This is a genomic window from Paraburkholderia yinzeri, assembly GCF_046581065.1.
Classification (GTDB): Bacteria; Pseudomonadota; Gammaproteobacteria; order Burkholderiales; family Burkholderiaceae; genus Paraburkholderia.
Genome location: NZ_JBFOCJ010000002.1, coordinates 1,772,747 through 1,798,108 on the forward strand (window position 1 = coordinate 1,772,747; position 25,362 = coordinate 1,798,108).

Consider the following 25,362-nt stretch of genomic DNA (forward strand, 5'->3'; position numbering starts at 1 on the left):
CGGACCTCTTAAAGACCGAGAATCATCTTCGAGATGATGTTCTTCTGGATTTCGTTGGAGCCGCCGAAGATCGACAGCTTGCGGTTGTTGAAATACTGCGCCGCGGCGCTCGCAGCCTCGTCGGGACCGATGGCCTCGCCGTCGAAGCCTTCTTCCAGCGCTTCCTCGACGAACGGCGCCGCGTACGGCCCCATCGCGCGGCGCAGCAGCGACGAGATTTCCTGGCGGATCTCCGTGCCGCGAATCTTCAGCATCGAGCTTTCCGCGCCCGGCACGCCGCCGCCTGCCACGGCGGCGATCACGCGCAGGTTCGTCGTCTTCATGTTCTCCAGATCGATCTCGACTCTGGCCATGCGCGCCGCGAACTGCGGATCGTCGGCGAGCGGCTTGCCGTTGCGCGTGACCTTCCGTGCCGCGCGCTTCAGGCGCGCGAGCGCCGCCACCGAAAAGCCCACGCCCGCGATGTTCGTGCGCTCGTAGGTGAGCAGATACTTGGCATAGGTCCAGCCCTTGTTCTCCTCGCCCACCAGGTTCGCCGCCGGCACGCGCACGTCGGTGAAGAACACTTCGTTTACCTCATGTTCGCCGTCGAGCGTGACGATGGGGCGTACCTCGATGCCCGGCGTGTTCATGTCGATCAGCAGGAAGCTGATGCCTTCCTGCTTGCGCACGTCGGTGGCCGTGCGCACGAGGCAGAAGATCATGTTCGCGTAGTGGCCGAGCGTGGTCCACGTCTTCTGGCCGTTCACGATGTAGTGGTCGCCCTGGCGCTGGGCTGTGGTGCGCACCGAGGCCAGGTCGGAGCCCGCGCCCGGTTCCGAATAGCCCTGGCACCACCAGTCGGCGCCGTTCAGGATGCGCGGCAGCCAGTAGCGCTTCTGTTCCTCGCTGCCGTACTTGATGAGCACGGGCCCGAGCATGTTCACGCCGAACGGCACGATGCGCGGCGCGCCCGCAATCGCGCATTCGTTCTCGAAGATGAACTTCTGCACCGCGGTCCAGCCGGGGCCGCCATACTCCTTCGGCCAGTGGTTCGCGAGCCAGCCCTTTTCGTTGAGCGTTGCGTGCCAGGTGGCCATGTCGTCGCGCGTGAGGTGGCGGCCGTTGCGCACCTTGTCGGCAATGCGCTGCGGCAGGCGCTCGCGCAGGAAGTCCAGCACCTCGGTGCGGAAGGCTTCTTCTTCCGCCGTGAATTTCAGGTCCATGCTTGCTTCACTCCATCAAGAGCGCGTGTGAGTGTTGGCTCACGCCGACTCGTTCAGGCTCGCGAAATTCGCGCCGCGTTCCACCAGCTCGACGAGGAGCGGCGAGGGGCGCCAGAACAGCGGGTCTTCCTTCGCGAACTCGCGGATGTCGGCGAGCACGTTCGCGAGGCCCACCATGTCGGCGTACTTCATGGGGCCGCCGCGGTAGCGCGGGAAGCCATAGCCGTAGAGGAAGGTCACGTCCACGTCGAGCGGGCGCAGCGCGATCTTCTCGTGCACAACGTTCGCCCCTTCGTTGATCATCGCGGCCATGTAGCGGCGCATGATTTCCTCGTCGGTGAAGCTGCGCGGCTGGATGCCCGCGCGCTCGCGCTCGGCGGCGATGATCGCTTCGACTTCCGGGTCGGGTGTACCGGTGCGCGCACCGTCGGGGTAGAGATAGTAGCCGCGGCCCGTCTTCTGTCCGAACCAGCCGCGCTCGCAGATGCGGTCGGCGATCTGCACGTAGCGCGCCTTCGGATCGCGCGTGGCGGCGCGGCGCTTGCGCGTGGCCCAGCCGATGTCGCCGCCCGCGAGATCGCTGACCTGGTACGGGCCCATCGGATAGCCGAAATTGCGCACGGCCTTGTCGATCTGATACGGCGAGGCGCCATCCTCCATCATGTGGTCGGCGGCGGCGCGGTACACGGCGAGCACGCGGTTGCCGATGAAGCCGTCGCACACGCCCGCGCGCACGGGCACCTTGCGCAGCTTCTTCGCGAGCTCGAAGGCCGTGGCCACGACGTCCGCCGATACCTGCTTCGGCACCACCACTTCCAGCAGCTTCATGATGTTCGCGGGCGAGAAGAAGTGCAGGCCCACGACGTCCTGCGGACGCGAGATGCTGGCTGCGATGGCGTCGATGTCGAGATACGAGGTGTTCGTGGCGATCACGGCGCCCGGTTTGCAGACGCGGTCGAGTTCGGCAAACACGGCCTTCTTCACGTCCATGTCTTCGAACACGGCCTCGATCACGAGATCGGCCTTGGCGAGCGCATCGTAAGAGGTGCTGCCCGAGAAGCGCGCGAGAATCTGCGCCTTCGCTTCGGGCGTCATGCGGCCCTTGGCGATGAGACCGTCGTAGACCTTTTCGACGTGGGCGCGGCCGCGCGCGAGCGAGGCGTCGTCGCGCTCGATCATCGTCACGGGCAGACCCGCGTCGAGCACCGCCACCGCGATGCCGGCGCCCATCGTGCCGCCGCCCACCACGCCCACGCTATCGAGCGCGCGCGGCGTCGAAGTCTTCGTTTCCGGCGCCTTCTGCACTTCGCGTTCGGCAAAGAACGCGTGGACGAGGCCCGCGCGCTGCGGGCTCTCCAGGCATTCGAGGAACTGCTTGCGCTCGAAGCGCTGGCCTTCGTCGAACGATTCGTTCAGGGCGGCTTCCACGCACTCGACGATCTTCATCGGCGAGAACAGGCCGCGCGACTTCTTCGCGGTGTCGGCGCGCGCGGTGTCGATGGCGGCCTGGGCGGCTTCGCGGTTCGCGAGGCCCTGCGCGTCGCGTGTGCGGCGCACCGGCGCGTGCGCGGCGAGCAGCTCCTGGGCGTAGGCGAGGCCTTCGGCGAGCACGTCGTCGCTCGCGCCAAGACGATCCACGAGGTCCAGTTTGAGCGCTTCCTGTGCGCCGGCGTGGCGGCCGCTCAGCATCAGCGAGAGCGCGGCCTCCGCGCCGATCAGGCGCGGCGTGCGCTGCGTGCCGCCCGCACCGGGCAGGAGGCCGAGCTGCACTTCGGGCAGGCCCAGCTTTGCGCCCGCCACGGCGAGGCGGTAATGCGCGGCGAGCGCCACCTCCAGCCCGCCGCCGAGCGCCGCGCCGTGGATCGCGGCGATCACCGGCTTGCGGCAGGCCTCGATGCGGTTGCAGACGTCGGGCAGCGCGGGCGGTTGAGGCGGCTTGCCGAACTCGCGAATGTCCGCACCGGCGATGAAGTTGCGCCCCGCGCCGACGATCAGGATGGCCTGCACGGCGTCATTCGCCTCGGCGTGCTCGATGGCGGCGGCGAGGCCGCGGCGCACCTCGACGCCCAGGGCGTTGACGGGAGGATTGTCGACCGTGACCAGCAGAACTTTGCCGCGTAGTTCGTGAGTGACCGGGGAAGCAGCAGGGGAAGCCGGGGGGAAGGCGGTGTCGGATGCCATGGTCTTGTCTCCAGAAGTCGATCCGGGCGGCGCAAGGGGGCATGCCCGATTATCGGATGTGCGTTCGATTTTGGGCTCGCCAAGGTTCATTGACAATCACATTGTCTGTTGACAGACTGTCAAAATATCCTTGACAGTGAGCCGGCCGTGGACGTCAATGCGCTAACCCTGCTGGTGGAGATTCTCGACGCGGGGAATCTTAGCGAGGCTGCGCGGCGCCTGAAGATGAGCCGCGCGAACGTCAGCTACCACCTCAATCACCTCGAAAAGTCGATCGGGCTGCAACTCGTGAGGCGCACCACGCGCCGCGTGGAGGCTACCGAGATCGGGCTGAAGCTCTACGAGCATGGGCGCGCGATCCAGAACGCGCTGCTGGCCGCGCGCGAATCGGTCTCGACGCTCGGCCAGAGCCTGCAGGGGCGCGTGCGGCTATCGGTGCCGAGCGGCTATGGGCAGCTCGTGATGTCCGACTGGCTGATCGAGTTCAAGCGGCTCTATCCGGGCATCGTGCTCGACGTGATGTTCGAAAACCGTGTGGAAGACCTGTTGCGCGACGAAGTCGACATTGCCGTGCGCGTGATGTCGGAACCGCCGCAGAACCTCGTGGCGCGCGACATGGGGTCGGTGCGCTACGTGGCTTGCGCCTCGGCGCAATGGGCGCGCGAGAACGGCATGCCGCAGCGGCTGGAAGACCTGGGTACGGCACCGGTCATTACTGCCGCCGTGGTCGGTAAGCAACTGCGGCTGGCGGGGTATCTGGGCGAGGAACGTCATGAGGTCCTGCTCGAGCCGGCTATCATTTCGGAGAACTTTCTTTTTCTGCGCCAGTCGATTCTGGCGGGGCTTGGAGTGGGGATCGTGCCGGACTATGTGGTTCAGGACGATCTGCGTCGCGGGGAGGTTGTTACGTCGCTTGATGCGTGGCGGCTCAGCATTTTCGGCACGCACATGTATATGCTCTACATGCCGAATCGGCATCGTACGCGGGCAGCGTCCACTTTTATCGAGTTCGTGCTGGCCGAGGCGCACAAGGCGGGGAGAGGGGTGGCGGTGGCCTGATCAGGCATCCGGTGTGTCGTCGGCCGCCTCGCAAGCCCCCGTCACCGGCGGCCTTCCGCGCGTACCCGCCGTGAGCGCCACGCGCTGCTGAATCCCCGCCTTCGCAAGCATATGCGCGCTGATCGGCGCGGTAAGAAACAGAAAAGCCGGAATCAGCAGTTCATGCAGGCTCGCATAGTTATTGTGCGCGCTGAAGTAGACCACCGACGCGAGCACGACGCCCCCCACGCCGAGCGTCGTCGATTTGGTCGGGCCGTGCAGGCGCATGAAGAAGTCGGGCAGGCGCGCGAGCCCGATCGCACCGATCAGCATGAAGAGGCTACCCACGAGCAACAGCACGCTGACGATCGCTTCGACGACGGTTTGCATGGCGTGCCTCCCGTCAGTTCAGTTCGATGATGTCGCCGCGCTGCAGATACTTCGTCAGCGCGACGGTGCCGATGAAACCCATCACCGCGATCAGCAGCGCCGTCTCGAAGAATACGGTGGAGCGCAGGCTGATGCCGTAGACCACGATCAGTGCGATGGCGTTGATGTTGAGCGTGTCGAGCGCGACGATGCGGTCGGGCAGCGACGGCCCGCGCACGAGGCGCACGAGCGTGAGCAGGAACGCGAGGCCGAGTATCGCGAACGAGACCGGAATGGCGATGGCTAGCATGCGAAGATCTCCATCAGCGGGGCTTCATAACGGGTCTTGATCTGGGCGACGAGCGCGGCTTCGTCGTCGAGATCGAGGACGTGCACGATGAGGCGCGTGCGGTCGTCCGAGAGTTCGGCGCACAGCGTGCCGGGCGAAAGCGACACGATGCTGATGAGCGCCGTGAGCGCGATTTCGTGCGTGCTGTCGAGCGGCACTTCGATGAACGCGGGGCGCAGCTTCTGCGTGGGGCCGAGCACGAGCAGCGCCACCTCGACGTTCGCGACGACGATGTCGCAGAGCACGTGCAGCGCGAGCCGTGCGAGCAGCCACGGGTGGCCGAATCGCACGGGCCGCATCCAGAGCCCCGCGCCGACCGCGAACGAAATCGCACAGCCCAGCACTGCGCCGAGCAGGACGTTGCCGGGCGAGGCATCGTTCATCAGCAGCAGCCAGCAGACGAGCAGGACGATGCTGAGCCAGGGATGGGGAAAGAGCCGTTTCAGCATGGTCAGTTCCCGTTGCCTTGCGGAGCCACCGCCGCTGGTGTTACATCGGGAAGGACGGCATGCACGTACGCGGCGCGATCGAGCAACTGCGTGGCGGTGGCGTCCAGATAGCGCTTGAGCGGGCCCGCGCCGAGCGTGGCGGCCACGACGCAGGCGAGCAGCAGCGCGCACGCTCCAAGCTTGGCGCGCGTACCGCGCGGTGCTACTGGCGCCGCCGCCGCATACGCCCGCGAAGCGGGCGCGGCCCACAGCAGGCGCGTACCGGTGCGGCTCAGAGCGACGATCAGGAGCAGGCTCGAAAGCAGCACGGCGGGCCACAGCGTGGCGGCTTTGTCGATGGGCGTGGCGGCCAGCACCATCGCCTTGCCGAGGAAGCCCGAGAGCGGCGGCAGGCCCGCCGCGCCCACGGCGCCCACGAAATAGAGCAAGGTTGCCGTTTGCGTGGGCCAAGGCGATGTCGTGCTGCGCGCCGCCGTTTCTGCCGCCACTTCCGCCACGACGGCGGGTTCGGCCACGAGCACGTCGCCATCGGCCACGGGCGAGAGAGCGGGCGCCGTGGTGTCGTCTAGCGCGGCGTGCGAGCCGGGTTCGTCGGCGGCCGGCTCCGGCGCCTCCGGCTCCAGCGTGTCGGCCAGCAGAAACAGCGCCGCCGAGCAAAGCGTCGTGCTGATGAGGTAGTAGAGCAGTGCGCTCCATGCGGCCGCGGTTTGCAGCGTCGCCGCCGCAATCAGGAGACCTACCGAGACCAGCACGAGATACGCTGTCGTGGTCTTGAGGCTCGACACGGCGAGCGCGCCCAGCGCGCCGAATGCGATTGTCGCGATGGCGAGCCACCATGCCCAGTCGTGCATGAAATGATCGAGCAAGCCGCCGGCACCTGGAGTGCCACCCCCACCAAACACCAGCGCGTCACAGCGCAGCATGGCATACACACCCACCTTCGTCATGATCGCGAAGAGCGCGGCCACCGGGCCGATCGCGCTGCGATACGCCTGCGGCAGCCAGAACGAGAGCGGAAAGACGGCCGCTTTCAGACCGAACACGAGCATCAGCATCGCGCCCGCGAACTGGGCGAGCGGCAGCGAGGCGGCGTCGAGATGGGCGAGCCGTTCGCCCATGTCGGCCATGTTCAGCGTGCCGGTGAGGCCGTACAGCACGCCCAGCGCGATCAGGAAGAACGACGAGCCCACGAGGTTCAGCAGCAGGTAATGCAGGCCGTTGCGCACGCGGCGCCGGCCGCCGCCGTGCAGCAGCAGCGCGTAGGAGGCAATCAGCAGGAGTTCGAAGAATACGAACAGGTTGAAGACATCGCCCGCGAGGAACGCGCCGTTCAGACCCATCAGCTCGAACTGGCACAGCGCGCGGAAGTAGCGGCCGCGCCGGGCGTCGGCGCTCGAGGTGCCGAGCAGGCAGCAGCACGCCAGCACCGCGGTGAGCACGAGCATGAGCGCGCCGAGGCGATCGAGCTGCAGCACGATGCCGAACGGCGCGGGCCACGCGCCGAGCGAATAGGTCGCGATTTCTCCCGAAGCGGCGCGCGCGGCGAGCGCGATCGCGACAGGCAGGAGCGCGATCGTGGCGACGACGTTGAGCGCACGCTGCAGGCGTTTTGCGCGCACCGGCAGCGCGACGATGGCGCCCGCCGCGAAGAGCGGGATCAGGATGGGCAGGATGAGGGCATGGTTCATGCGCCGTCGATCTCCTTGCCGTCCACGTGATCGGAGCCGCTGAGCGCGAGCGAGCGCAGCGCCAGCACGACCGTGAAGGCGGTCATGGCGAAGCCGATCACGATGGCCGTGAGCACGAGCGCCTGCGGGACGGGATCGGCATACTGCGCGCCGGGAGCGATCACGGGCGGCTTGCCCAGGGAGAGCCGGCCCATGCCGAGCAGGAAGAGGTTGACGGCATACGAGAACAGCGTAATGCCGAGGATCACGGGCAGCACGCGCGCGCTCAGCAGCAGGTAGAGGCCGCAGGCGCAGAGCACGCCGATCGTCGCGGCAAAAGCGGCTTCCATCAGCTTTTCTCCACGGATTGCAGGTCTTTGTCGCGCGTGCCGAGGTGCGAGACGATCGTGAGCGTGGTGCCGACCACGGCGCAGAACACGCCGAGATCGAACAGCATGGCGGTGCTCAACTCGACTTCGCCGATGAGCGGCAGATGCAGATGCCCGAATGCGCTCGTGAGGAACGGCTGGCCGAACGCGAGACTGCCGGCGCCCGTGCACGCGGCCACGAGCAGGCCGAGGCCCGCGAGCGTGCGGTAGTTGATGCGGATGCGCGACTCGGCCCACAGCACGCCGCTCGCCACGTATTGCAGCAGGAGCGCGACCGAAACGATGAGCGACGCGATGAAGCCGCCGCCCGGCAGATTGTGGCCGCGCAGGAACACGAACACGGCGACGAGCGTGGTGAGCGGCAGCATGAGGCGCGCGAGCAGGGCGAGCAGCAGCGGATGCGACTGCGAAGACCACGGCAGGCCGCCCGGCCCCGCGGCGGGCGGGGGGAGCCGCAGGCCGCGCAGGAGCGCCTTGACGGCGAGACCCGCGACGACGAGCACGCTGACTTCCACCATCGTGTCGAAGCCGCGGAAGTCCACCAGGATCACGTTCACGACGTTGTGTCCGCCGCTGCCGGGCAGCGCATTCGCGAGGAAGAACGGGGCGATGCCGGTGCCGGCGGGGCGTGTCATCACGGCCCAGGCGACGCCGCCCAGCAGCGCGCCGCCCGCGAGCGCGAGTACGCCGTTGCGCACACGCGCCGGGACCGGCTCGATCACGCGCTGTTCGCCGGGCAGGAAGTAGATGGCGAGCACGAGCAGCAGGACGGTGACGACTTCCACGGAGATTTGCGTAAGTGCGAGGTCGGGCGCGGAGAAGCGCGCGAACGCGAGCGTCACGAAGAGGCCACAGGTGCTCAGCAGGATGAGTGCGTAGAGCGTATGGGTGCGAACGCGCACGACGGCGAGGGCGCAGAGTGCGGTCAGCACGAGGCCGATGAACGTGACCGGATCGACGCTCGTGAGGGCAAGCGTGCCGCCGAACCGGGGGAGGGCCAGCAGCGCGGCGCCTGGCACGACGATCATTGCGGCCACCATCCACGCGAGATAGGACGGCAGCGAGCCATTCTCGAATACGCGCACGACCACGGCAGCGGCTTCCTCCAGATGCTGCACGAAGCGGTCGAAGCCTTCGCTCGCATTCATTTCGGAGAGCCTGGAGCGATGATGGCGGAAAGCGTCACGGCGGAAGAAGAACAGCAGCGCGCCGGCAGCGAACGAGGCCACGCTCATCACGAGCGGCAGGTTGAACCCGTGCCAGATGCTCAGGCTGTAGACGGGCAGCGAGCCGCCCAGCGCGAACCACGCCGCCGATTCGAGCATCCGGCCGATAGTCTGCTGCGGAAAGAGGCCGACCAGCAGACACAGCACGACGAGAATTTCGACGGGCAGACGCATGAAGCGCGGCGGCTCGTGCGGCGGATACTGCGGCAGGTCGCGCGGTGTCGAGCCGTCCCAGAAGACGCCGTAGACGAAGCGCAGCGAGTACGCCACCGAGAGTCCGGCCGCCACCACGGCAAGCGCCGGAATGACCCAGTTGAACTCGCCGAAGAGGCCTTGCGCGAGCGTTTCGCCGAAGAACATTTCCTTCGAGAGAAAGCCGTTGAGGAGCGGCACGCCCGCCATGGCCAGCGAGGCAACGCCCGCGAGCGCCGCGGTCCATGGCAGATAGCGGTGCAGGCCGCGCAGCCGGCCGAGGTCGCGCGTACCGGTTTCGTGGTCGATGATGCCCGCGGCCATGAACAGCGATGCCTTGAACACCGCGTGGTTGAACGTGTGAAAGAGCGCGGCGACGGTGGAGAGTTCGGTGTCGAGGCCGAACAGCAGCATGATGAGGCCGAGATGGCTGATCGTCGAATACGCGAGCAGGCCTTTGAGATCGCGCTGCACGAGCGCCATGGCCGCGCCGCCCGTGAGCGTCACGAGACCGGCGAGGCTCACGGTATAAAACCACCAGTCCGTGCCTTCGAGCACGGGGTAGAAACGCGCGAGCAGGAACACGCCGGCCTTTACCATCGTGGCCGAGTGGAGGTAGGCGGAGACCGGCGTCGGCGCGGACATCGCATGCGGCAGCCAGAAGTGGAACGGGAACTGCGCCGACTTCGTGAACGCCGCGAACAGCAGGAGCAGCAGGATCGCCGGATAGAGCGGGCTCTTCTGCACGTTGCCGGCCTGCGCGAGCACGTCGGTGAGCTCGTAGCTGCCGCACACGTGCCCGAGCAGCAGCATCGCGCCCAGCAGCGCGAGGCCGCCCGCGCCCGTGATGGTGAGGGCCATGCGCGCGCCGCGCCGCGCATCGGGGCGGGATGGCCAGAAGCCGATCAACAGGAACGAAACGAGGCTCGTCAGTTCCCAGAAGATCACGAGCAGCAGCAGGTTGTTCGAGAGCACGAGGCCCAGCATCGCGCCCATGAAAAGCAGCAGGAGCAGGTAGAGACGCGGCAGCGATTCGCTACCCGCGAGGTAGTAGCGCGCGTAGACGAACACGAGCAGGCCGATGGCCAGCACCAGCAGCGCGAACATGAACGAGAGGCCGTCGAGTCGCAGGCTCAGCGCGAGGCCGAGCTCGGGCACCCAGTCGTGCCGCCATTGCAGGACGCCGTAAGTCGGCATGCCCACCCGCTTGCTCGCGAGCAACCCGAGACCGAGGAGCGCTGCGGCGAATGCGATCCACGTCGCGAGCGGCCGGGCGAACTGCATCGCCACCGCAACGAGCGCCGCCGCCGCGAACGGGAGAACGACGAGCCACCCCAATACCATGCGGTTATCTCCGGTTGATCGTGTGCGTGATGAATGGACGGGGGAACGTGGGACGCCGCGCGTGCCAGGGCGGCGTCGCTCACGATCATAGCCGCAAACGGGGCCTGAGTTCATTCAGGTGGCATGAGTTGCGCGGGTGAACGCCTGGCAGCTCGACAATCGAACACGCCGGGACACGCGGGCGCGTTAGACTACCGGTCGATAACTACGGAATACGGGCGGGGGTGCGGGCATGGGCGAGGGGGACTTTCAATCCTGGTCCGGACAAGGCGTATTCGGCGCGTTTCAGAAGAACCCAGAAAAGGAGCAGGCGCTACTGCGCATAACGCTTGGCACTGTGGTGCTGTTCGCGTACCTGGTCGCCGCGGAGGCCTCTCACTCGAAAGAGACATGGGCGACGTCGGGCGCCGTCGCGTTGTACGTGGTGTTCGGCGCGGCGACCTGGCTTGCCACGACACTCCGCCCGGCGCGCTCGGTGCTCAGGTTGACGCTTGCCACGTTTGCCGATCAGGTCGTGCTGATGACGGCGCTGGCCGTCGGCGGCGAGGCCGCGCTGCCGCTTCTATGGGTTGTTTTCTGGTTCCTCGTCGGCGCCGGATGCCGTTACGGCCGAAGCATGCTGGCCCTCTCGTGCGCAGTGGCGTTCTGCGGTTTCGCCGGACTGACGCACTGGCAACCGTGGTGGCGCGCGAACGTCGCGGCCGGCGCGGGCTTGATGCTCAGCGTGGCGGCGACATCGCTCTACCTCGCGGTGCTGGTGTACCGGCTGGAAAAGCAGGCGGCCACCGACCCGCTGACGGGTTTGAGCAACCGCGCCCGGCTCGAGCAGGCCATTGGCCGCACGCTCGCCGTTCGAGGCGCCGGTGCCGTTCATGCGGCGTTGCTGCTTATCGACCTCGATGGTTTCAAGGAAGTGAACGACGACTACGGGCATGCGGTGGGGGACGAACTGCTACGCAGTTTCGCCATCACGCTGACCCATCAGATGCGGCGCGGCGATACGCTGGCTCGCCTTGGCGGCGACGAATTCGTGGTGCTGGCGCACCGCATTCACGACCGGGCCGGCGCGCTGGCGCAAGCCGCGAAGATTCACGCGATCCTGAGCGACATACGAACCATTGGCGGCTATCCGGTTGCGATCTCCGGCAGCATCGGGGTGTGCATGCTGGCCGAGGGAACCGGAGACGTTCCGCGCGACGCCCGGACCGTGATGCGCGCCGCCGACGGCGCCATGTACCGCGCCAAATCGCGCGGAAACGGCCAGACGGCGTTCGCCGATGCGAACCTCTCGATGCCCGTGGCTTCCACGGTTCGATAGCGGGTGCGGGCGGCGCCTTCCTGCGTTGCTGCTTCGTTGTTTCTTTGTTGTTTCGCAGTGCTGGCGAGGCGCATTCCCTGTGCGCGAGATCAGCCGGCGGCGCTGCGCCAGTTGCCATGAAAGCCCGCCGGCACGCGGTGGGACAGATGCGCGAGGGCAACCGGGCCGGATGCAACGTCGGTGGCGTCGAACACCGCAAGGTCGCTGCGGTTTTCACCGCCGCGCCAGACGACGGCGAGCAGCCAGCCGTCGCCTTCAGCGGCATCCGCATGGCGCTCGATAAACACCGGTTCGCTGCAGTAGTCGCCGAGGTCGGGCAGCCATTCCGCGGTGTGGCCGGTCGTCACATCGATGTGGGCGAGGCCCACGCGCGAGCGCGTTCCCTTCGCGCCCTCCGTGGCCGGTGCGGAACTGAAGTAGCCGTGCCGGTAGCGCGACATCGCGAAACGCTCGTCGAAGCGCGGGAATTCGCCGGGGCGGTCGTCCAGTAACTGCTCTCCCACGCTGGCTGTCTTGTCCGGGCCGAGAGTCCAGCGCACGAGTCGCGCGCGGGGCGGCTCGTTTCCCACGGGCGTGCCGTCGAGACGTGGAAACAGCGGGGCGGTGTCGTATTTCATCACGTCGCAGACGATCTGCTTGCCGTTATCGAATGCGTTCATGACGTGGAAAACGAAGCACGGATCGGCGGGCAACCAGCGCACGTCGTCGGCGGTGCCGTTGCGCGGCAGAATGCCGATATGCGTGCCCTTGTCCGGTTCCCACGCATAGGGAGGCAGCCCGTCCGTCGCCCGGTCCATGGAACCCGTCAGCGGGAAGACCGGGAAGAGGATGTGCGTGCGCGTGACGGCGAAGTCGTGAACCATGCTCGGGAACGGCGCCGCGAAGTGCACGCTCCGCTGCAGCCGGCCCTCGCGATCGGCCACGTGAAGCACGAGGTCGCGGGTGAACGGGCCGGTCGCCGCATAAGCGAAGAAGACCAGCTCGCCGGTAACCGGATCGTATTTCGGATGCGCCGTCATCGCGCCCGGCAGCTTGTCGTCGTAGCGATAGTAGCCTCGCGGCGCAAGCGTGAACGGGTCCACTTCGAACGGCGCGTGCGCTTCTTCCAGCGCGAGCAGGCGGTGGCCGTGCCAGATCACATTGGTGTTGGCCACTGTGGAATTGAGTTCGCGCAGGGCCGGGTCGCTCAGGTGCCGGTGAGACAGCGAGCCCGAAAGGCCCTCTCCGCGGTCGTGCTCCATGACCCATTTGGGCGTGCGCACCCAGCGATTGCGGTAGGACACGCGCCCGTCTTCGATCTGGAACGCGTGCAGCATGCCGTCGCCCGAGAACCAGTGGTACGGCCCGCGCGGCGCGAATTGCGGATTCGGTCCGTTACGGTAGAGCGTGCCGCGCAGCGCCTTCGGCATGGTGCCGGTGATCGGCAGATTGGCCGCGTCGCATTCCATGTGCAGCGGCGCGTAGTAGCCGCTGAGAAAGGGCTCGTCGGCGGGAAAGGGCAATGACACGATGATCTCCGGGTTGTGCTCGGCCAGCCTGGCGGGTTCGGTCGTCGGGTGCGCTCAGGTAGTGATGGCTACCCAATGTTTCCAGTGGAAAGATTTTGACTTGGCCGCCGAACATGGTCAAGATATTTTTCCATTGGAGAAATCAATTGCGTAGTTGAAGTCCATCATGCAGAAGAAGATCCGGGCAGGGGGCACGGCGGCCACCCGAACGAGCAGCGCCGGGAACAAACCCGGGAGCGAACCGGCGCCGGCGCGGCGCTACCATCACGGTTCGCTGCCCGACGCGCTGTTGCGCGCAGCGGAAACCGTGCTCCGGCGCGATGGTCTGCGCGGTCTCACGCTGCGGGCGATCGCCCGCGAAGCGGGGGTGTCGCACACGGCCCCGCAGCACCATTTCGGCGATACGACGGGCGTGTTGAGCGAACTGGCCGCGACCGGGCACCGCCGCCTTGCCGCGTCCATGATCGAGCGCGCGCGGGGCGTGGAGGGGGACGAAGCGCGCAGCCGGGCGACCGCGCGGGGCTATATCGACTTTGCCGTGAACAACCCGGATCTGTTTCGCCTGATGGCGCGCAACGAACTGCTCGATGCCGGGCGGCCGTCGCTCGTGGAGGCCCGGCGCCTGTCCGCTCGCGAACTGGCCGGCGTGGCCGGTGCGGAGCCGCCGTCGTCGTCGCCTGCGTCCGACGCCTTTGCCGAGCTCAGCGGCTCGCAAGCGGTGGCGATGACCGCGCTATGGGCCTACGTTCATGGGCTCGCTTCGCTGCTCGTCGACCACCGTCTCACCCGGATTGCGGCCGCCACCGATACGTTTCGGGATCCGCAAGAACTCGTCGATGCCGCGATCGAGCAGATGGGGATCGTGCGGCGCAGCGTGGCGGCATCACCGCCGAAGGCCGATTCGACCGGCCGGCGGGCGACAGAGGAGCCGGCGGCATGGAAGAACGCGTAACGCAAATCGAATCGCTGAGCGCCGTGACGCTGACCGTCAGCGAAATCGGGCGGTCGGTGCGTTTTTACGAGTCGCTCGGCTTTCGGCAGCGTCCGGGTCATGCGGTGCCGGGATTCGCATCGTTCGTGCTGGGCGAGGGTGGGGGGCCGCCAGGCTATCTGAACCTGCTGGAAGGCCCGCATGGCGCCATTGCGGGCTGGGGGCGCGTGATTCTCTACGTCCGCGACGTGGACACGTTCTACCGCGAGGCGCTCGCGGCAGGCCACACACCCGAATTTGCGCCCCGGGACGCGCCGTGGGGCGAGCGTTATTTCCATCTGCTCGATCCCGACGGCCATGAGCTGAGCTTTGCGAAGCCGCTGGGATGAGGTTGGCGCATACGGGCGCGAAGGCGTCCACTTACGCCATATCGACGTGTTTGAAATACGAATGACACCCATAGCGCCGATAGTGCTGCGATACCGTCGCCGCGTGAGCGATGCGGATTGCCATTTGACCGACACAGGAGAGTCGCCATGAACGAAACCGACCGCGAACTGCAAGCCGAGCAGGATCGCCGCCGCCGGCTCGACGAGGAGCTGATCGATGCCTACGACGAAGAGCTCGAAATGGAGGTCGACGACCATCTCCACCACACGGGCCTGCATATCGGCGACGACGCGCGCGAGCTGCGCCGCGTCTATTTCCGCGAGCTGATCCGTCTGCAGGGCGAGCTCGTGAAGCTGCAGGACTGGATCGTGAACACGGGCCACCGCATGGTGGTGATCTTCGAAGGCCGCGACGCGGCGGGCAAGGGCGGCGTCATCAAACGCATCACGCAGCGCCTGAACCCGCGCATGTGCCGCGTAGCCGCGCTGCCCGCGCCGAGCAACCGCGAGCGCACGCAATGGTATTTCCAGCGCTACGTCCAGCATCTGCCGGCGGGCGGCGAGATGGTGCTGTTCGACCGTAGCTGGTACAACCGCGCGGGCGTGGAGCGCGTGATGAACTTCTGCTCCGACGACGAATACGAAGAGTTCTTCCGGTCGGTGCCCGAGTTCGAGAAGATGCTCGTGAGAAGCGGCATCCAGATCCTCAAATACTGGTTCTCCATCACGGACGACGAGCAGGAGATCCGCTTCCAGAGCCGCATCGACGATCCGCTCAAGCAGTGGAAGCTCTCCCCGATGGATCTCGAAAGCCGCCGCCGCTGGGAGATGTACACGCAGGCGAAGGAAGTGATGCTGCAGCGCTCGCATATTCCGGAGGCGCCGTGGTGGGTCGTGCAGGGCGTGGACAAGAAGCGCGCGCGCCTGAACTGCATCAGTCACCTGCTGAACCAGGTGCCTTATCACGAGATCGAGCACCCGCAGGTGACGCTGCCCGCGCGCGAGCATCATCCGGACTATATCCGCCAGCCGGTGCCCGACAACATGATCGTGCCGGACGTGTACTGACTTCCGGCGCGGCTACACGGCGCGATAAACGAAAACGGCGACGAAAACGGCGCGCGCTCCAGTCGGAGCGCGCGCCGTTTTTTCATGTGCAGCGCGACGTCTGCTCAGACGTGGCGGAACACCCAGTAAAGCCCGGCGGCGAGCGCGATCGAAGCGGGCAGCGTGAGCACCCATGCGAGGATGAGACTGCGCACCGTGCTCCATTGCAGACCCGAACCGTTCGCCGCCATCGTGCCGGCCACGCCCGAGGCCAGCACGTGCGTGGTGGAGACCGGCAGGCCGTACACGTCGGCCATGCCGATCGTCGCCATCGCGACCACTTCGGCCGAGGCGCCCTGGCCGTAGGTGAGGTGCTGCTTGCCGATGCGCTCGCCCACCGTCACGACGATGCGCTTCCAGCCCACCATGGTGCCGAGTCCCAGCGCGATCGCCACGGCCACCTTCACCCACGTCGGGATGAACTTGGTGGCGTGGTCGGTCGCGGTGCGGAAGTTGTCGATGGCCTTGGCGTCGACGGCGGAGAAGGCCGGCTGCTTGCTCTTCTCCATGAGGCGGATCGCTTCCGAGGCGAGGTACATGTTGTTGCGCACGTTATCGACGATCGACTGCGGCACGTTCGACATCGAGCCGTAGCCGCCCACTTGCTCGCCCACCTGCGTGGCGAGCGCCGCGAGCGCGGGGACCGTTTGCGGCGAGAGATGGCGCGAGCTGATGTAGCGTTCGACTTCGTCGCGCGGTTCGGTGGGAGCGGCCACGCCGTTCGAGTATTTGCCGAGCGTGGTCGAGGCCTGCTGCGCGACGGCGAGGAAGGTCTGCGTCTGTTCCGGCGTGACCGCCTTGTTGAGCGCATAGGCCGTGGGCACCGTGCCGATCAGGATCAGCATGATGAGGCCCATGCCCTTCTGGCCGTCGTTCGAGCCGTGCGCGAACGAAACGCCCGTGCAGGTGAGGATCAGCAGCGCGCGGATCCAGAACGGCGGCGGCTCGTTGCCCTTGGGCTCCGCATAGAGCTCGGGTACGCGCACCACGGCTTTCAGGATGAGGAGCAGCAGGGCGGAAAGCAGGAAGCCGACAAGCGGCGAAAACAGCAGGGCCTTGCCCACGCCGAGCGCCTGGCTCCAGTCCACGCCGCTCGTGCCGGACGTTCCGTGCATCAACTGGTTCATGAGGCCCACGCCGATGATCGAGCCCACGAGCGTATGCGAGCTGGACGAGGGCAGACCGAAGTACCAGGTGCCGAGGTTCCAGATGATGGCGGCGATGAGGAGCGCGAAGACCATGGCAAAGCCTGCGCTGCTGCCCACCTGGAGAATCAGTTCGACAGGGAGCAACTGCAGGATGCCGAACGCGACGGCGCCCGTGGAAGTCAGCACGCCCAGGAAGTTCCAGCAGCCCGACCAGATCACGGCGAGATGCGGCTCGAGCGAGTGCGTGTAAATGACGGTCGCCACCGCATTCGCGGTATCGTGGAAGCCGTTGACGAACTCGAAGCCGAGGGCGATCAGGAGCGCGAAGCCCAGCAGCACCCAGGGCAGCACGGAGCTCTGGTGGATGGGCGAGAGGTCGTCGGACAGGTGCACGCCGACATAGCCTATGCCGAGGGCAATGACGGCAAAGAAGGCGAGCATGCTCGCATTGCGGCCGCGCGACTGGGCTGCGCCCGGTTGCGGCGACAGGGAAATATCCGGCATGGCCTGCGGGCTCCTTGTGCGTAAAAAAATCGGCAAATGCTACGTACCGATCATCGCTTGCTGTCGTGTCGGGCTTATGACAGTTGCATGCAAGGTTCGTCGCCGGGTCGGGACCGGAAACATCAGACGTATACCTGTCTATACCTAGCTATACGCGCCGGCGCGCGTCGTGGCCCGATTCCGCCCGGCGCAGACCGGCATTGCATCATCACGGAGGATCGCGACAGTGCCAAAGCGGGTTCTCGCGCTACGTCATCGCGCGCGCCGGTGGTGGCTCGCGCGCGGCAGGCAGGCGATCTGGCTGATCGGTGGGCATCCGCTTTTCGGCGGCATGTCCGGTTCGCTCGTGGCGACGGTCATGGCAGGCGTGACCCTGGCGGCGATCTACAGCGGCCGCTCGGAGGAACTGAGCCACGCCGCGGAGAATTCGCGCAACATCGTGCGGATCGTGAGCAGCGATATTGCGCGCAATGTCGAAATCTACAATCTCGCGCTTCAGGCCGTGGTGACGGGTGCGCAGCAGCCCCAAACCTGGACTCTGCCCGAGGCGCTGCGCCAGCAGGTGCTGTTCAACCGGGCGACGGCGGCATCGTCGCTCGGCGGCGCCTACGTGGTCGGCGCCGACGGCTACGTGGCCGCTTCGCAGAGCGGCGGGGCGGCGACCGGCGTGCTGTTTGCCGACCGCGACTACTTTCTCGCCCAGGCGAGCCGCCCCGACACCGGCCTCTTCTTTTCGAAGCCTTATTTCTCGCGTTTGCGTGGCGGCGTGCCGACAATCGCCCTGTCACGGCGCATCAACGGGCGCGAGGGTGAGTTCGCCGGCGTGGCGCTGCTGGCCGTGCGGCTGGAATACTTCCAGCACCTGCTCGAGCGCATCGACGTGGGCCGCCACGGCCGCGTGTTCATCATGATGCAGGACGGCACGATGCTCGCCAGCAAGCCGCCGGCGCAGCGCGGCATGGGCACGAGCTATGCCGATTCGCCGAACTACGCGATCATTTCGCGGCGGCCGTCGGGCACCTACACCGGGCGCTCGCCGCTGGACGGCAGGATGCACATCTTCACGTGGGAGCACATCGACAACGCGCCGCTGATCGTCGGCATCGCGCCGGCCGTGGACGACGTGCTCCTGCCGTGGCGCAGGCGCGCCTGGTTCGCCATCGCCATGACGACGCTGTTCGGCGGCGCCTGGATAATCGTGTCGTGGGCGCTGGCCTTCGCGCTGCGCGACAAGGTGATCGCGGAAGGCGAGTTGATGCGGCTCGCCGTGACCGACCCGCTCACGGGCCTCGCGAATCGCCGCGCGCTGGACAGCCGCCTCGCCGCGGAATGGCAGCGCGCGGTGCGCGAGCACGAGCCGCTTTCGGTGCTGTTCTTCGACATCGACCACTTCAAGATTTTCAACGACACCTACGGCCATGCCGCCGGCGACGAAGTGCTGGCGCTCGTGGCCGGGCGTATTGCGGCGGGCGCGCGGCGCACGTCGGACATGGCGGCGCGTTATGGCGGCGAGGAGTTTGCCGTGGTGCTGCCCGGCACGGCGCTCGAGAGCGCCGTGAAGATCGCGGAAAAGATTCGCAGGCGCATCGAGTCGGCGAACCTCGCGCACAGCGGGTCGCACTACGGCCGCGTCACGGTGAGCGTGGGTTGCACGAGCTGCGATCCGCCGCAAGGGGGCAGCGCCGTGAAACTGCTGGCCGCCGCGGATCGCCTGCTCTACGAAGCCAAGGCGGGCGGCCGCAACCAGGTAAAGGCGCGGCCGTGGAGCGGGGAGGGTGTCGAGCCGGCCAATACGGGCCCGCAGGCCGCGGCCTGAACGGGCGCCGGGCGGTCAGCGGGCCGGCTGCGTGGCAACTCCAGACAACTGAAAGACAACTGCGGGTCAGCGTGCCGATTTCGACAGGCGATGGCCGAGACCGAGGTTCGACACGATCTGCCACGTGTAGACGCGCGAGTAATGCACGCCGAACTGGCGGCCGATCAGTTCGCGCACGCGGCTGTTGGTCCACGCGTCGCTTGCGAAGCCGTGGTCGCGCGCGGAGCCGTGCAGCGCGCTGGCGATCCAGCCTAGCGCGGCCTGGTCGAGCACGGAAGGGCGGCCGCCCACGCTCATCTGTTTGAGTGCGGCGAGCCCGCCATCCTCGACGATCGTTTTGTAACGGCGCACGGTTTGTGCGGAAAGGTGGAGGGAATCAGCGACAACATTCACGGTCGCGCCTTCGATAAGCATCTGGCCCGCGGCCATTCTTCTCGTGACGCTTGGCAAGTCCTCGGTTCGGGTAAGCATGTGATCACTCGTCGACGAAAGATTCCGGTCATGCGGCATTGCGGATACGCCGCTCCTGTCGACCCGGGTTGGCGCCTCAGCGCTGACTCGGGTCCCATGCAAAGCTGTTGACCCAGGTTGGCGCTCGGGCGCCGGGTTGGGTCCCATGCAAAGCTGTCAACCCCGGTTCCTGCATGTGGGTCTTGTCGCTTGCCACGGCCTTGCGTTGGCAACGGATCACGCCTGGCCTGTAGCGGACGGCGAAGTGTTGCGCCCCAGGTGGGGTGCGGGCGGTACGCGCTTGCGCCCCGCAGCGAATATTAATAAATGTTTTTGTTGGGAATGTGTATAGTCCCGCGAAAAATAGTCTGCTTGACTTGTGGATTATCGTGGACTATCGGCAAAATCAATCGGACCGGATTGCGGAACAATGCGCACGAGCGTTACGTATTCCGCTTTCGCGGTTCCGGCAGCGCATGCGCAATGCGTTGTTTCGGTTTTAGTCTGCGATTCAAGTCTGATCTAATGCCGTATCACGCCTTATCGCAGCGTATAGCGTCATTTCGTGCGGATGCAAACGGGCAGCGGCCTGGTCGACCTGCTAGTCGACCCGGTTGCGGTCGCGCACGAGGATCGACACGTACACCGCCGTCGAGATAACGATCACGGCCACTCCTGTGATGACTTCGCGATGGTTGAACTGGACGAGCCCGAATACGGCGATCGCTATGCCGGCGGCGGCGCCGAGCGTGCCCATGGCTGCCACGAAGATGCGTATCTTGCTCCACAGCCGATGACGCCGTTCGGCTCCCGCACCTTCCTTGAGGTGATCGAATCTCATGGGCAGCTCTTCTTGTCGCGGTGGACGGACATCCGACAGGTGTCGGGCGACCGGAATGGGCCCGAATGTCTGTGACAAATCGATTATAGCGAGCACGTTTTTGTGCGCCTTTGGGCTGTTCGCGCGTGTCGCCGAAAAGTTATTGGGTAGTTTGGGCGGCGTTTAAGTTTGTCTTAATTTTGGGTCGCCATGATGGAGTCGTCGGGTCGATTCGATAGTCGATTCGCGGTTGTTCTTCACGTCCCCTGTTGACCGCCGATTGCCTCGGCGGTCTTTTTTTTGCACGGCTTTTTGCACCGCTTTTCGCCACGTTACGCGCGCGGGGCCTCACCCGTGCGCGGGGAAGCCGGCGCGGCCCTGGGTGAGATCGCGCAGCGTCTCCCGCGCGGCCTCCACCTCGGTCGCGGGCAATTCGATCGTCAGGCGCACGGTCATCGTGTAGGCGCTCTCCACGAGGGAGGCTTTCGCCTGCTCGAGCCAGTGGCGCACGCGCGTTTCGTCGGGATAGCCGACCTCGACGATCAGGCGCGCCTGCGCAATGCGCTCGATGCGTGCGGCGCCTTGCAGCGCGGTCGCGATTGCGTCGGTGTAGGCGCGCACGAGGCCGCCCGCGCCCAGCTTCACGCCGCCGTAATAGCGAACGACGGCGGCCAGCACGCCGTCCAGGTCGTGATGGCGCAGCACTTCGAGGATCGGCCGGCCAGCGGTGCCGGAGGGCTCGCCGTCGTCGGACATGCCGGACTGGCCGCCCGCGAGCAGTGCCCAGCAGACGTGCGTGGCCGCAGGGTGCGCTTCGCGCAGCAGGCGCAACTCGACCATGGCAGCCTCGCGGCCGGCAACCGGAATGGCATGCGCGATGAAGCGGCTCTTGCGGATCTCGAGTTCTGCGCGGAGGGGGGCGGCTAGCGTGAAGGTGGGCAAGACAGAGGGCGCGGCAGGGGCGAAACCGCCATGTTAACCGATGTGAACGGCCGCTTCCGACGCGTCGGGCCCCGAATTTTGACGAAATCCGTAATGGATTCTTGCAGCCTGTGCTAATGACGCTTCGGCGGCCAGCCCCGATAATGGTCGTCGTGGCGGGTCTAGCTCTGGCTGGAGCGAAACCGAACTCCTCATTCGGTGATCCGTCATCTTTCTGCTTTCCGCTCGTTGCCGCCGGCTTGTGCGGTGCTGCAGCGAGGCCCTCCGGAATTTCCACCGCTCAACGCGAGAGCCCCAAAAAAAAGCCCGGTCAGGACGTTGTCCTGTGACCGGGGCTCATAAGGCTCGCCTGTTCTCAAGAGGCGATTCAACCTTACGCGCGCCAAAATCATTGCGCAACGCAAAAAAAATCTTGGGGTGTTCCAGAAAAATGCCCCGGGCGTTGCCGGCCGGGGCGAATGAGAATACACCGTGCGCTCCGGGGAACGAAACGCAGAGATAAGTTACCCGCCCGCTCGCCGCGAATCAATTCATACAAATTACCTTCAATTACTTGCAATTTTCTTTCCGTCAAATGCGCGAAGCCGGTTTTCCGCGAGGAAAACCGGCTTCGGTGCGGGGCGCCGCCCGACAACGGCAGCGCGGCGGCAACAGGTAGCCGACCCGATCAGTAGTGCTGCGGGGGCGGCGGACGATGGTCGTCTTCGTGGTAGTGCGGGGGACCCGGATCGTGCGGATGATGGTGCATCCACTCGTCGTGTTCCCAGTAGCGATGGCCGTCCCAGTAGCGGTCGCCATGCCAGCCGATCGAGACTTGCACGTCGACAGGCATCATGTGCGGCTCGCCATACTGCGGTTGCGAATCGGCGCGCAGCGCGAACGGCGCGGATTGCGCGAAGGCGCTCGTGGCGCCCATCAGCGCGCCGCCGGCGATCAGTGCCGCTGCGATGGCGCGAGCGGGGGTCTTCCAGCTCTTTGTGTTCATCAGGTTCCTCCTCTAGAGTCCGTCGTTACGGTATGGCGGCGGAGGCCGCCTTGCCGTCACTCACGAAACCGAGCTTATAGGCCAGGATGCGAACCATGCGTGACCACTTGTAAGTATAAATTTCAAAACGAAAGGCATGAAGAAAGGGCCAATCTGACATTTGGCCCTTGATGCGAAAACGATAACGCGCGGTAACTGACAGTCGACGTCCGATATCAATAGGGTCAGGTTGTCAACTCACGTTACATTCGGATCGGCGTCCAGCGCCCGCGGACCGCCGCCGCGGCGGCCCGTACCCGTTCAGGGTCCGGTTTTCTTTGCTGGGGCGCTGCTCAGGTCGATGGCGCTTTGCGACTTCATCTGCGCGCGCAACTCGTACTTCTGGATCTTGCCCGTGGCGGTGCGGGGCAGCTCGCCGAACCGCACTGCGCGCGGCACCTTGTAGTGCGCGAGGAAGAGACGGCAGTGGGCGATGATCTCTTCGACGGTCGCGCTCGCACCGGGGCGCAGTTCGACGAACGCGCACGGCACTTCGCCCCATTTCGCGTCGGGCATGGCCACCACGGCCGCGAGCGCGACGGCCGGATGCCGGTACAGGGTATCTTCCACCTCGATGCTGGAGATGTTTTCTCCACCCGAAATGATGACGTCCTTGCTGCGGTCGGTAATGCGCACGTAGCCGTCGGGCGTCATCACGCCCAGGTCGCCGGTATGGAACCAGCCGCCGCGGAAGGCGTCTTCGGTCGCGCGGTCGTTCTTGAGGTAGCCCTTCATGCAGATGTTGCCGCGGAACATGATTTCGCCGAGCGTTTCGCCGTCGGCCGGCACCGGCTCCAGGGTCGCGGGATCGAGCACGGTGAGACCGGCTTGCAGGTGATAGCGCACGCCCTGCCGCGCGGCGAGGCGCGCCTGTTCCTCGGCGGGGAGCGCTTGCCAGCTTTCCTGGATCGCGCAGACGGCGGCGGGCCCATACACCTCGGTCAGGCCATAAACGTGAGTGAGTTCGACGCCGATCGCTTTCATCTTCGCGATCACGGCGGGTGCGGGCGGCGCGCCCGCGACCATCGTATGGATCGTGTGCGCGATGCCCTCGCGGCATTCGGCGGGTGCGTCGGCGAGTGCGGACTGCACGATCGGCGCGCCGCAGTAGTGCGTGATGCGCTCGCGGCGGATCAGGTCGAACACGAGCTTCGCGTCGAACCGGCGCAGGCAGACGTTCACGCCCGCGCGCGCCGCGACGGTCCATGCGAAGCACCAGCCGTTGCAGTGAAAGAGCGGGAGCGTCCACAGGTAGACCGCATGCTTCGGCATGTCCCATTCGAGGATGTTGCTCACCGCGGCCAGCGCCGCGCCGCGATGGTGGTAGACCACGCCCTTCGGGTCGCCGGTCGTGCCGGACGTGTAATTGAGCGCGATGGCGTCCCACTCGCTGGACGGTGGCGTCCATTCGAACGCGGGGTCGCCCTGTTCGAGGAACGCTTCGTAGTCCGTGGCGCGCGGAAATTGTTCCGGGCTGGCGGGCGCGATGTCGGCGACGCTGATGATCGTCAGGTTCGGGAATTCCAGCGCCGCGCGTTGCGCGAGCGGCGCATATTCGGTGTCGACGATGAGTGCTTTCGCCTCGCCATGGCGCAGCATGAACAGCATGGTGGCCACGTCGAGCCGCGTATTCAGCGTGTTGAGCACGGCGCCGGCCATCGGCACGCCGAAGTGCGCCTCGACCATCGCGGGGATGTTGGGCAACAGCGCGGCCACCGTGTCGCCGCGGCCGATGCCGGCCTTCGCGAGCGCACTCGCGAGCCGGCGCGTACGTGCGTACATTTCGCGCCAGGTGCGGCGCACGTCGCCATGGACGATCGCGAGGCGCTCACCATAGACCTCGGCGGAACGCGCGATGAAGTCGAGCGGCGTGAGCGGCACAAAATTGGCCTCGCGTTGCGCGAGCCCTTCTTCGAAGAGGTGCACCATGGCGCTGTCTCCTGTCCTGGGCAAAGCCGTCGGGCGTGAAGCCCGGGCGGTTGTGGTTTATCGGTATGATCGCGCTATCCTGGCAGGGCTGCGCGCACGAGTCTGTCGCTGGCGCGACAGAGCCCCCCGGTTCCCTATTCCCCGATCCCACTCAGAGCTTGCGCGATGACGCAGTCCAGTATGCCCCCGGGCAGTAATCCGCCCGCCGAGCCGGCCGACGCCGGCGCCTGCACGCGGGGCGCCCAGCGCGTCGATGCTGCGGATCCGGTCCGGCTCGCCGCGCTGTTCGAACGCTGCACCTGGTTTCGTGCGCTGGCGCCCGAGCATCGCGCGTGGGTGCTGGCCGATTCGCATGCGCAGACTTACGCGCCCGGCGTGACCGTCGCTGCGCGCGAGGCGCCGTCCGCACACTGGCTCGGTGTCAGCGCCGGGCTCGTCAAGCTCGCGATCTTCAACGCCTCGGGGCGCGGCTGCACGTTTTCGGGCGTGCCGCATGGCGGCTGGTTCGGCGAGGGCAGCGTGATCAAGCGCGAGCCCCGCAAGTACGACGTGATCGCGCTGCAGCACTCGCTCGTGATGGCGGTGCCGGCCGATACGTTTCACCGGCTCATGGACTGTAGCTTGCCGTTCAACCGTTTCGTGATCCATCAACTGAACAACCGCATGGGCGAATTCATCGCGCTGATCCAGAACAGCCGCTTGCTCGACGTCGACGCGCGCGTTGCCCAGGCGCTCGCGCAGCTCTTCAATCCCGACCTTTACCCCGAGACCGGACTGGCGCTGGAAATATCGCAGGAGGAGATCGGCATGCTCGCGGGCGCATCGCGGCAGCGGGTCAATCAGGCGCTGCAAACGCTCGAAAAGGCGGGGCTCGTCACGCTCTCGTACAACCGCGTGGACGTTCTCGATCTCGACGGATTGAGGAGGTTCGGCCGCGATCAGCTTTGAAGGGGCAGAAGGCGCACGGCTCGCGGATCGTTGAGCAGGATGAAAGGGTCCCTCTCGCCGCGGGTGCTTTTTGCGGGGCGGCACGCTGCGTAGACTTTGCTCACCGACTCGCGCATGAC

At 66.3% G+C, this 25,362-nt stretch carries 22 protein-coding genes; 7 read left to right on the top strand and 15 right to left on the bottom strand.

The window, feature by feature from the left end:
• Positions 1 to 8: 8 nt before the first annotated feature.
• Positions 9 to 1,205, bottom strand: a complete 1,197-nt coding sequence (locus WJ542_RS25105) for an acyl-CoA dehydrogenase family protein (protein ID WP_411192172.1) — start codon at positions 1,203 to 1,205, stop codon at positions 9 to 11.
• Between the two features lie 39 nt (positions 1,206 to 1,244).
• On the bottom strand, positions 1,245 to 3,386 hold the full coding sequence (locus WJ542_RS25110) for a 3-hydroxyacyl-CoA dehydrogenase NAD-binding domain-containing protein (protein WP_411192173.1): 2,142 nt from the start codon (positions 3,384 to 3,386) through the stop codon (positions 1,245 to 1,247).
• A 147-nt stretch (positions 3,387 to 3,533) separates the two neighbouring features.
• Here WJ542_RS25110 and WJ542_RS25115 point away from each other — a divergent pair, with 147 nt between their 5' ends.
• Complete coding sequence (locus WJ542_RS25115) at positions 3,534 to 4,445, top strand: LysR family transcriptional regulator (protein ID WP_411192174.1); 912 nt, start codon at positions 3,534 to 3,536, stop codon at positions 4,443 to 4,445.
• Here WJ542_RS25115 and WJ542_RS25120 read toward each other — a convergent pair whose 3' ends face one another.
• From WJ542_RS25120 to WJ542_RS25145, 6 genes are read right to left on the bottom strand one after another with little or no spacing between them, the layout of a single operon-like run.
• On the bottom strand, positions 4,446 to 4,814 hold the full coding sequence (locus WJ542_RS25120; protein ID WP_411192175.1) for a Na+/H+ antiporter subunit G: 369 nt from the start codon (positions 4,812 to 4,814) through the stop codon (positions 4,446 to 4,448).
• A gap of 13 nt (positions 4,815 to 4,827) precedes the next feature.
• On the bottom strand, positions 4,828 to 5,103 hold the full coding sequence (locus WJ542_RS25125) for a K+/H+ antiporter subunit F (protein WP_411192176.1): 276 nt from the start codon (positions 5,101 to 5,103) through the stop codon (positions 4,828 to 4,830).
• Positions 5,097 to 5,591 carry a Na+/H+ antiporter subunit E gene (locus WJ542_RS25130; RefSeq protein ID WP_411192177.1) on the bottom strand — a complete coding sequence of 165 codons (495 nt, stop codon included), beginning with the start codon at positions 5,589 to 5,591 and terminating at the stop codon, positions 5,097 to 5,099. Before WJ542_RS25130 ends, WJ542_RS25125 begins: the two co-directional genes overlap by 7 nt.
• Positions 5,592 to 5,593: 2 nt before the next feature.
• A complete protein-coding gene (locus WJ542_RS25135) occupies positions 5,594 to 7,279 on the bottom strand; it encodes a monovalent cation/H+ antiporter subunit D (protein WP_411192178.1) in 1,686 nt (561 codons plus the stop codon).
• Complete coding sequence (locus tag WJ542_RS25140; RefSeq protein ID WP_411192179.1) at positions 7,276 to 7,608, bottom strand: Na+/H+ antiporter subunit C; 333 nt, start codon at positions 7,606 to 7,608, stop codon at positions 7,276 to 7,278. The genes WJ542_RS25135 and WJ542_RS25140 overlap by 4 nt, the downstream gene beginning before the upstream one ends.
• Entirely contained in the window at positions 7,608 to 10,409 is a 2,802-nt protein-coding gene (locus WJ542_RS25145) for a monovalent cation/H+ antiporter subunit A (RefSeq protein ID WP_411192180.1), read from the bottom strand. Before WJ542_RS25145 ends, WJ542_RS25140 begins: the two co-directional genes overlap by 1 nt.
• Before the next feature lie 232 nt (positions 10,410 to 10,641).
• On the opposite strand from WJ542_RS25145, the gene WJ542_RS25150 reads away from it, so the two are divergent.
• The gene (locus tag WJ542_RS25150) at positions 10,642 to 11,727 is read left to right on the top strand and encodes a diguanylate cyclase domain-containing protein (RefSeq protein ID WP_411192181.1); all 1,086 of its coding nucleotides are present in this window, start codon (positions 10,642 to 10,644) and stop codon (positions 11,725 to 11,727) included.
• Positions 11,728 to 11,816: 89 nt separating this feature from the next.
• Here the strand turns inward: WJ542_RS25150 and WJ542_RS25155 are convergent, their stop codons facing one another.
• Positions 11,817 to 13,235 (bottom strand): carotenoid oxygenase family protein, encoded by a 1,419-nt coding sequence (locus WJ542_RS25155; protein ID WP_411192182.1) that lies wholly within the window; start codon positions 13,233 to 13,235, stop codon positions 11,817 to 11,819.
• A gap of 166 nt (positions 13,236 to 13,401) precedes the next feature.
• On the opposite strand from WJ542_RS25155, the gene WJ542_RS25160 reads away from it, so the two are divergent.
• From WJ542_RS25160 to ppk2, 3 genes are all read left to right on the top strand, one after another.
• A complete protein-coding gene (locus tag WJ542_RS25160) occupies positions 13,402 to 14,187 on the top strand; it encodes a TetR/AcrR family transcriptional regulator (RefSeq protein ID WP_411192183.1) in 786 nt (261 codons plus the stop codon).
• Positions 14,172 to 14,555: a VOC family protein gene (locus tag WJ542_RS25165; protein ID WP_411192184.1), complete on the top strand. Its 384-nt coding sequence runs from the start codon at positions 14,172 to 14,174 to the stop codon at positions 14,553 to 14,555. The genes WJ542_RS25160 and WJ542_RS25165 overlap by 16 nt, the downstream gene beginning before the upstream one ends.
• Positions 14,556 to 14,702: 147 nt before the next feature.
• Entirely contained in the window at positions 14,703 to 15,623 is a 921-nt protein-coding gene (ppk2, locus tag WJ542_RS25170; protein WP_411192185.1) for a polyphosphate kinase 2, read from the top strand.
• Positions 15,624 to 15,727: 104 nt separating this feature from the next.
• Here ppk2 and WJ542_RS25175 read toward each other — a convergent pair whose 3' ends face one another.
• Positions 15,728 to 17,314: an inorganic phosphate transporter gene (locus WJ542_RS25175; protein ID WP_411192186.1), complete on the bottom strand. Its 1,587-nt coding sequence runs from the start codon at positions 17,312 to 17,314 to the stop codon at positions 15,728 to 15,730.
• Positions 17,315 to 17,540: 226 nt separating this feature from the next.
• On the opposite strand from WJ542_RS25175, the gene WJ542_RS25180 reads away from it, so the two are divergent.
• Positions 17,541 to 19,130 (top strand): sensor domain-containing diguanylate cyclase, encoded by a 1,590-nt coding sequence (locus WJ542_RS25180; RefSeq protein WP_411192187.1) that lies wholly within the window; start codon positions 17,541 to 17,543, stop codon positions 19,128 to 19,130.
• A gap of 66 nt (positions 19,131 to 19,196) precedes the next feature.
• Here the strand turns inward: WJ542_RS25180 and WJ542_RS25185 are convergent, their stop codons facing one another.
• The 5 genes from WJ542_RS25185 to WJ542_RS25205 all read right to left on the bottom strand — a co-directional run bounded on the left by WJ542_RS25185 (position 19,197) and on the right by WJ542_RS25205 (position 24,295).
• On the bottom strand, positions 19,197 to 19,601 hold the full coding sequence (locus tag WJ542_RS25185; RefSeq protein WP_411192188.1) for a helix-turn-helix domain-containing protein: 405 nt from the start codon (positions 19,599 to 19,601) through the stop codon (positions 19,197 to 19,199).
• A gap of 580 nt (positions 19,602 to 20,181) precedes the next feature.
• Complete coding sequence (locus tag WJ542_RS25190; protein WP_411192189.1) at positions 20,182 to 20,421, bottom strand: hypothetical protein; 240 nt, start codon at positions 20,419 to 20,421, stop codon at positions 20,182 to 20,184.
• A 327-nt stretch (positions 20,422 to 20,748) separates the two neighbouring features.
• Complete coding sequence (locus tag WJ542_RS25195) at positions 20,749 to 21,342, bottom strand: IMPACT family protein (protein WP_411192190.1); 594 nt, start codon at positions 21,340 to 21,342, stop codon at positions 20,749 to 20,751.
• Positions 21,343 to 22,009: 667 nt separating this feature from the next.
• On the bottom strand, positions 22,010 to 22,327 hold the full coding sequence (locus WJ542_RS25200; RefSeq protein WP_411192191.1) for a hypothetical protein: 318 nt from the start codon (positions 22,325 to 22,327) through the stop codon (positions 22,010 to 22,012).
• A 300-nt stretch (positions 22,328 to 22,627) separates the two neighbouring features.
• Entirely contained in the window at positions 22,628 to 24,295 is a 1,668-nt protein-coding gene (locus tag WJ542_RS25205) for an acyl-CoA synthetase (protein WP_411192192.1), read from the bottom strand.
• 165 nt (positions 24,296 to 24,460) lie between these two features.
• On the opposite strand from WJ542_RS25205, the gene WJ542_RS25210 reads away from it, so the two are divergent.
• Entirely contained in the window at positions 24,461 to 25,243 is a 783-nt protein-coding gene (locus WJ542_RS25210) for a Crp/Fnr family transcriptional regulator (protein ID WP_411192193.1), read from the top strand.
• The last annotated feature ends 119 nt before the right edge of the window (positions 25,244 to 25,362 follow it).

Coding starts and splice junctions, on each gene's coding strand:
- WJ542_RS25135 (WP_411192178.1), bottom strand. CDS start 7,279: ATGAACCATGCCCTCATCCTGCCCATCCTGATCCCGCTCTTCGCGGCG.
- WJ542_RS25210 (WP_411192193.1), top strand. CDS start 24,461: ATGACGCAGTCCAGTATGCCCCCGGGCAGTAATCCGCCCGCCGAGCCG.
- WJ542_RS25205 (WP_411192192.1), bottom strand. CDS start 24,295: ATGGTGCACCTCTTCGAAGAAGGGCTCGCGCAACGCGAGGCCAATTTT.
- ppk2 (WP_411192185.1), top strand. CDS start 14,703: ATGAACGAAACCGACCGCGAACTGCAAGCCGAGCAGGATCGCCGCCGC.
- WJ542_RS25140 (WP_411192179.1), bottom strand. CDS start 7,608: ATGGAAGCCGCTTTTGCCGCGACGATCGGCGTGCTCTGCGCCTGCGGC.
- WJ542_RS25190 (WP_411192189.1), bottom strand. CDS start 20,421: ATGAGATTCGATCACCTCAAGGAAGGTGCGGGAGCCGAACGGCGTCAT.
- WJ542_RS25120 (WP_411192175.1), bottom strand. CDS start 4,814: ATGCAAACCGTCGTCGAAGCGATCGTCAGCGTGCTGTTGCTCGTGGGT.
- WJ542_RS25130 (WP_411192177.1), bottom strand. CDS start 5,591: ATGCTGAAACGGCTCTTTCCCCATCCCTGGCTCAGCATCGTCCTGCTC.
- WJ542_RS25145 (WP_411192180.1), bottom strand. CDS start 10,409: ATGGTATTGGGGTGGCTCGTCGTTCTCCCGTTCGCGGCGGCGGCGCTC.
- WJ542_RS25165 (WP_411192184.1), top strand. CDS start 14,172: ATGGAAGAACGCGTAACGCAAATCGAATCGCTGAGCGCCGTGACGCTG.
- WJ542_RS25125 (WP_411192176.1), bottom strand. CDS start 5,103: ATGCTAGCCATCGCCATTCCGGTCTCGTTCGCGATACTCGGCCTCGCG.
- WJ542_RS25105 (WP_411192172.1), bottom strand. CDS start 1,205: ATGGACCTGAAATTCACGGCGGAAGAAGAAGCCTTCCGCACCGAGGTG.
- WJ542_RS25150 (WP_411192181.1), top strand. CDS start 10,642: ATGGGCGAGGGGGACTTTCAATCCTGGTCCGGACAAGGCGTATTCGGC.
- WJ542_RS25110 (WP_411192173.1), bottom strand. CDS start 3,386: ATGGCATCCGACACCGCCTTCCCCCCGGCTTCCCCTGCTGCTTCCCCG.
- WJ542_RS25160 (WP_411192183.1), top strand. CDS start 13,402: ATGCAGAAGAAGATCCGGGCAGGGGGCACGGCGGCCACCCGAACGAGC.
- WJ542_RS25185 (WP_411192188.1), bottom strand. CDS start 19,601: ATGCTTACCCGAACCGAGGACTTGCCAAGCGTCACGAGAAGAATGGCC.
- WJ542_RS25200 (WP_411192191.1), bottom strand. CDS start 22,327: ATGAACACAAAGAGCTGGAAGACCCCCGCTCGCGCCATCGCAGCGGCA.
- WJ542_RS25175 (WP_411192186.1), bottom strand. CDS start 17,314: ATGCCGGATATTTCCCTGTCGCCGCAACCGGGCGCAGCCCAGTCGCGC.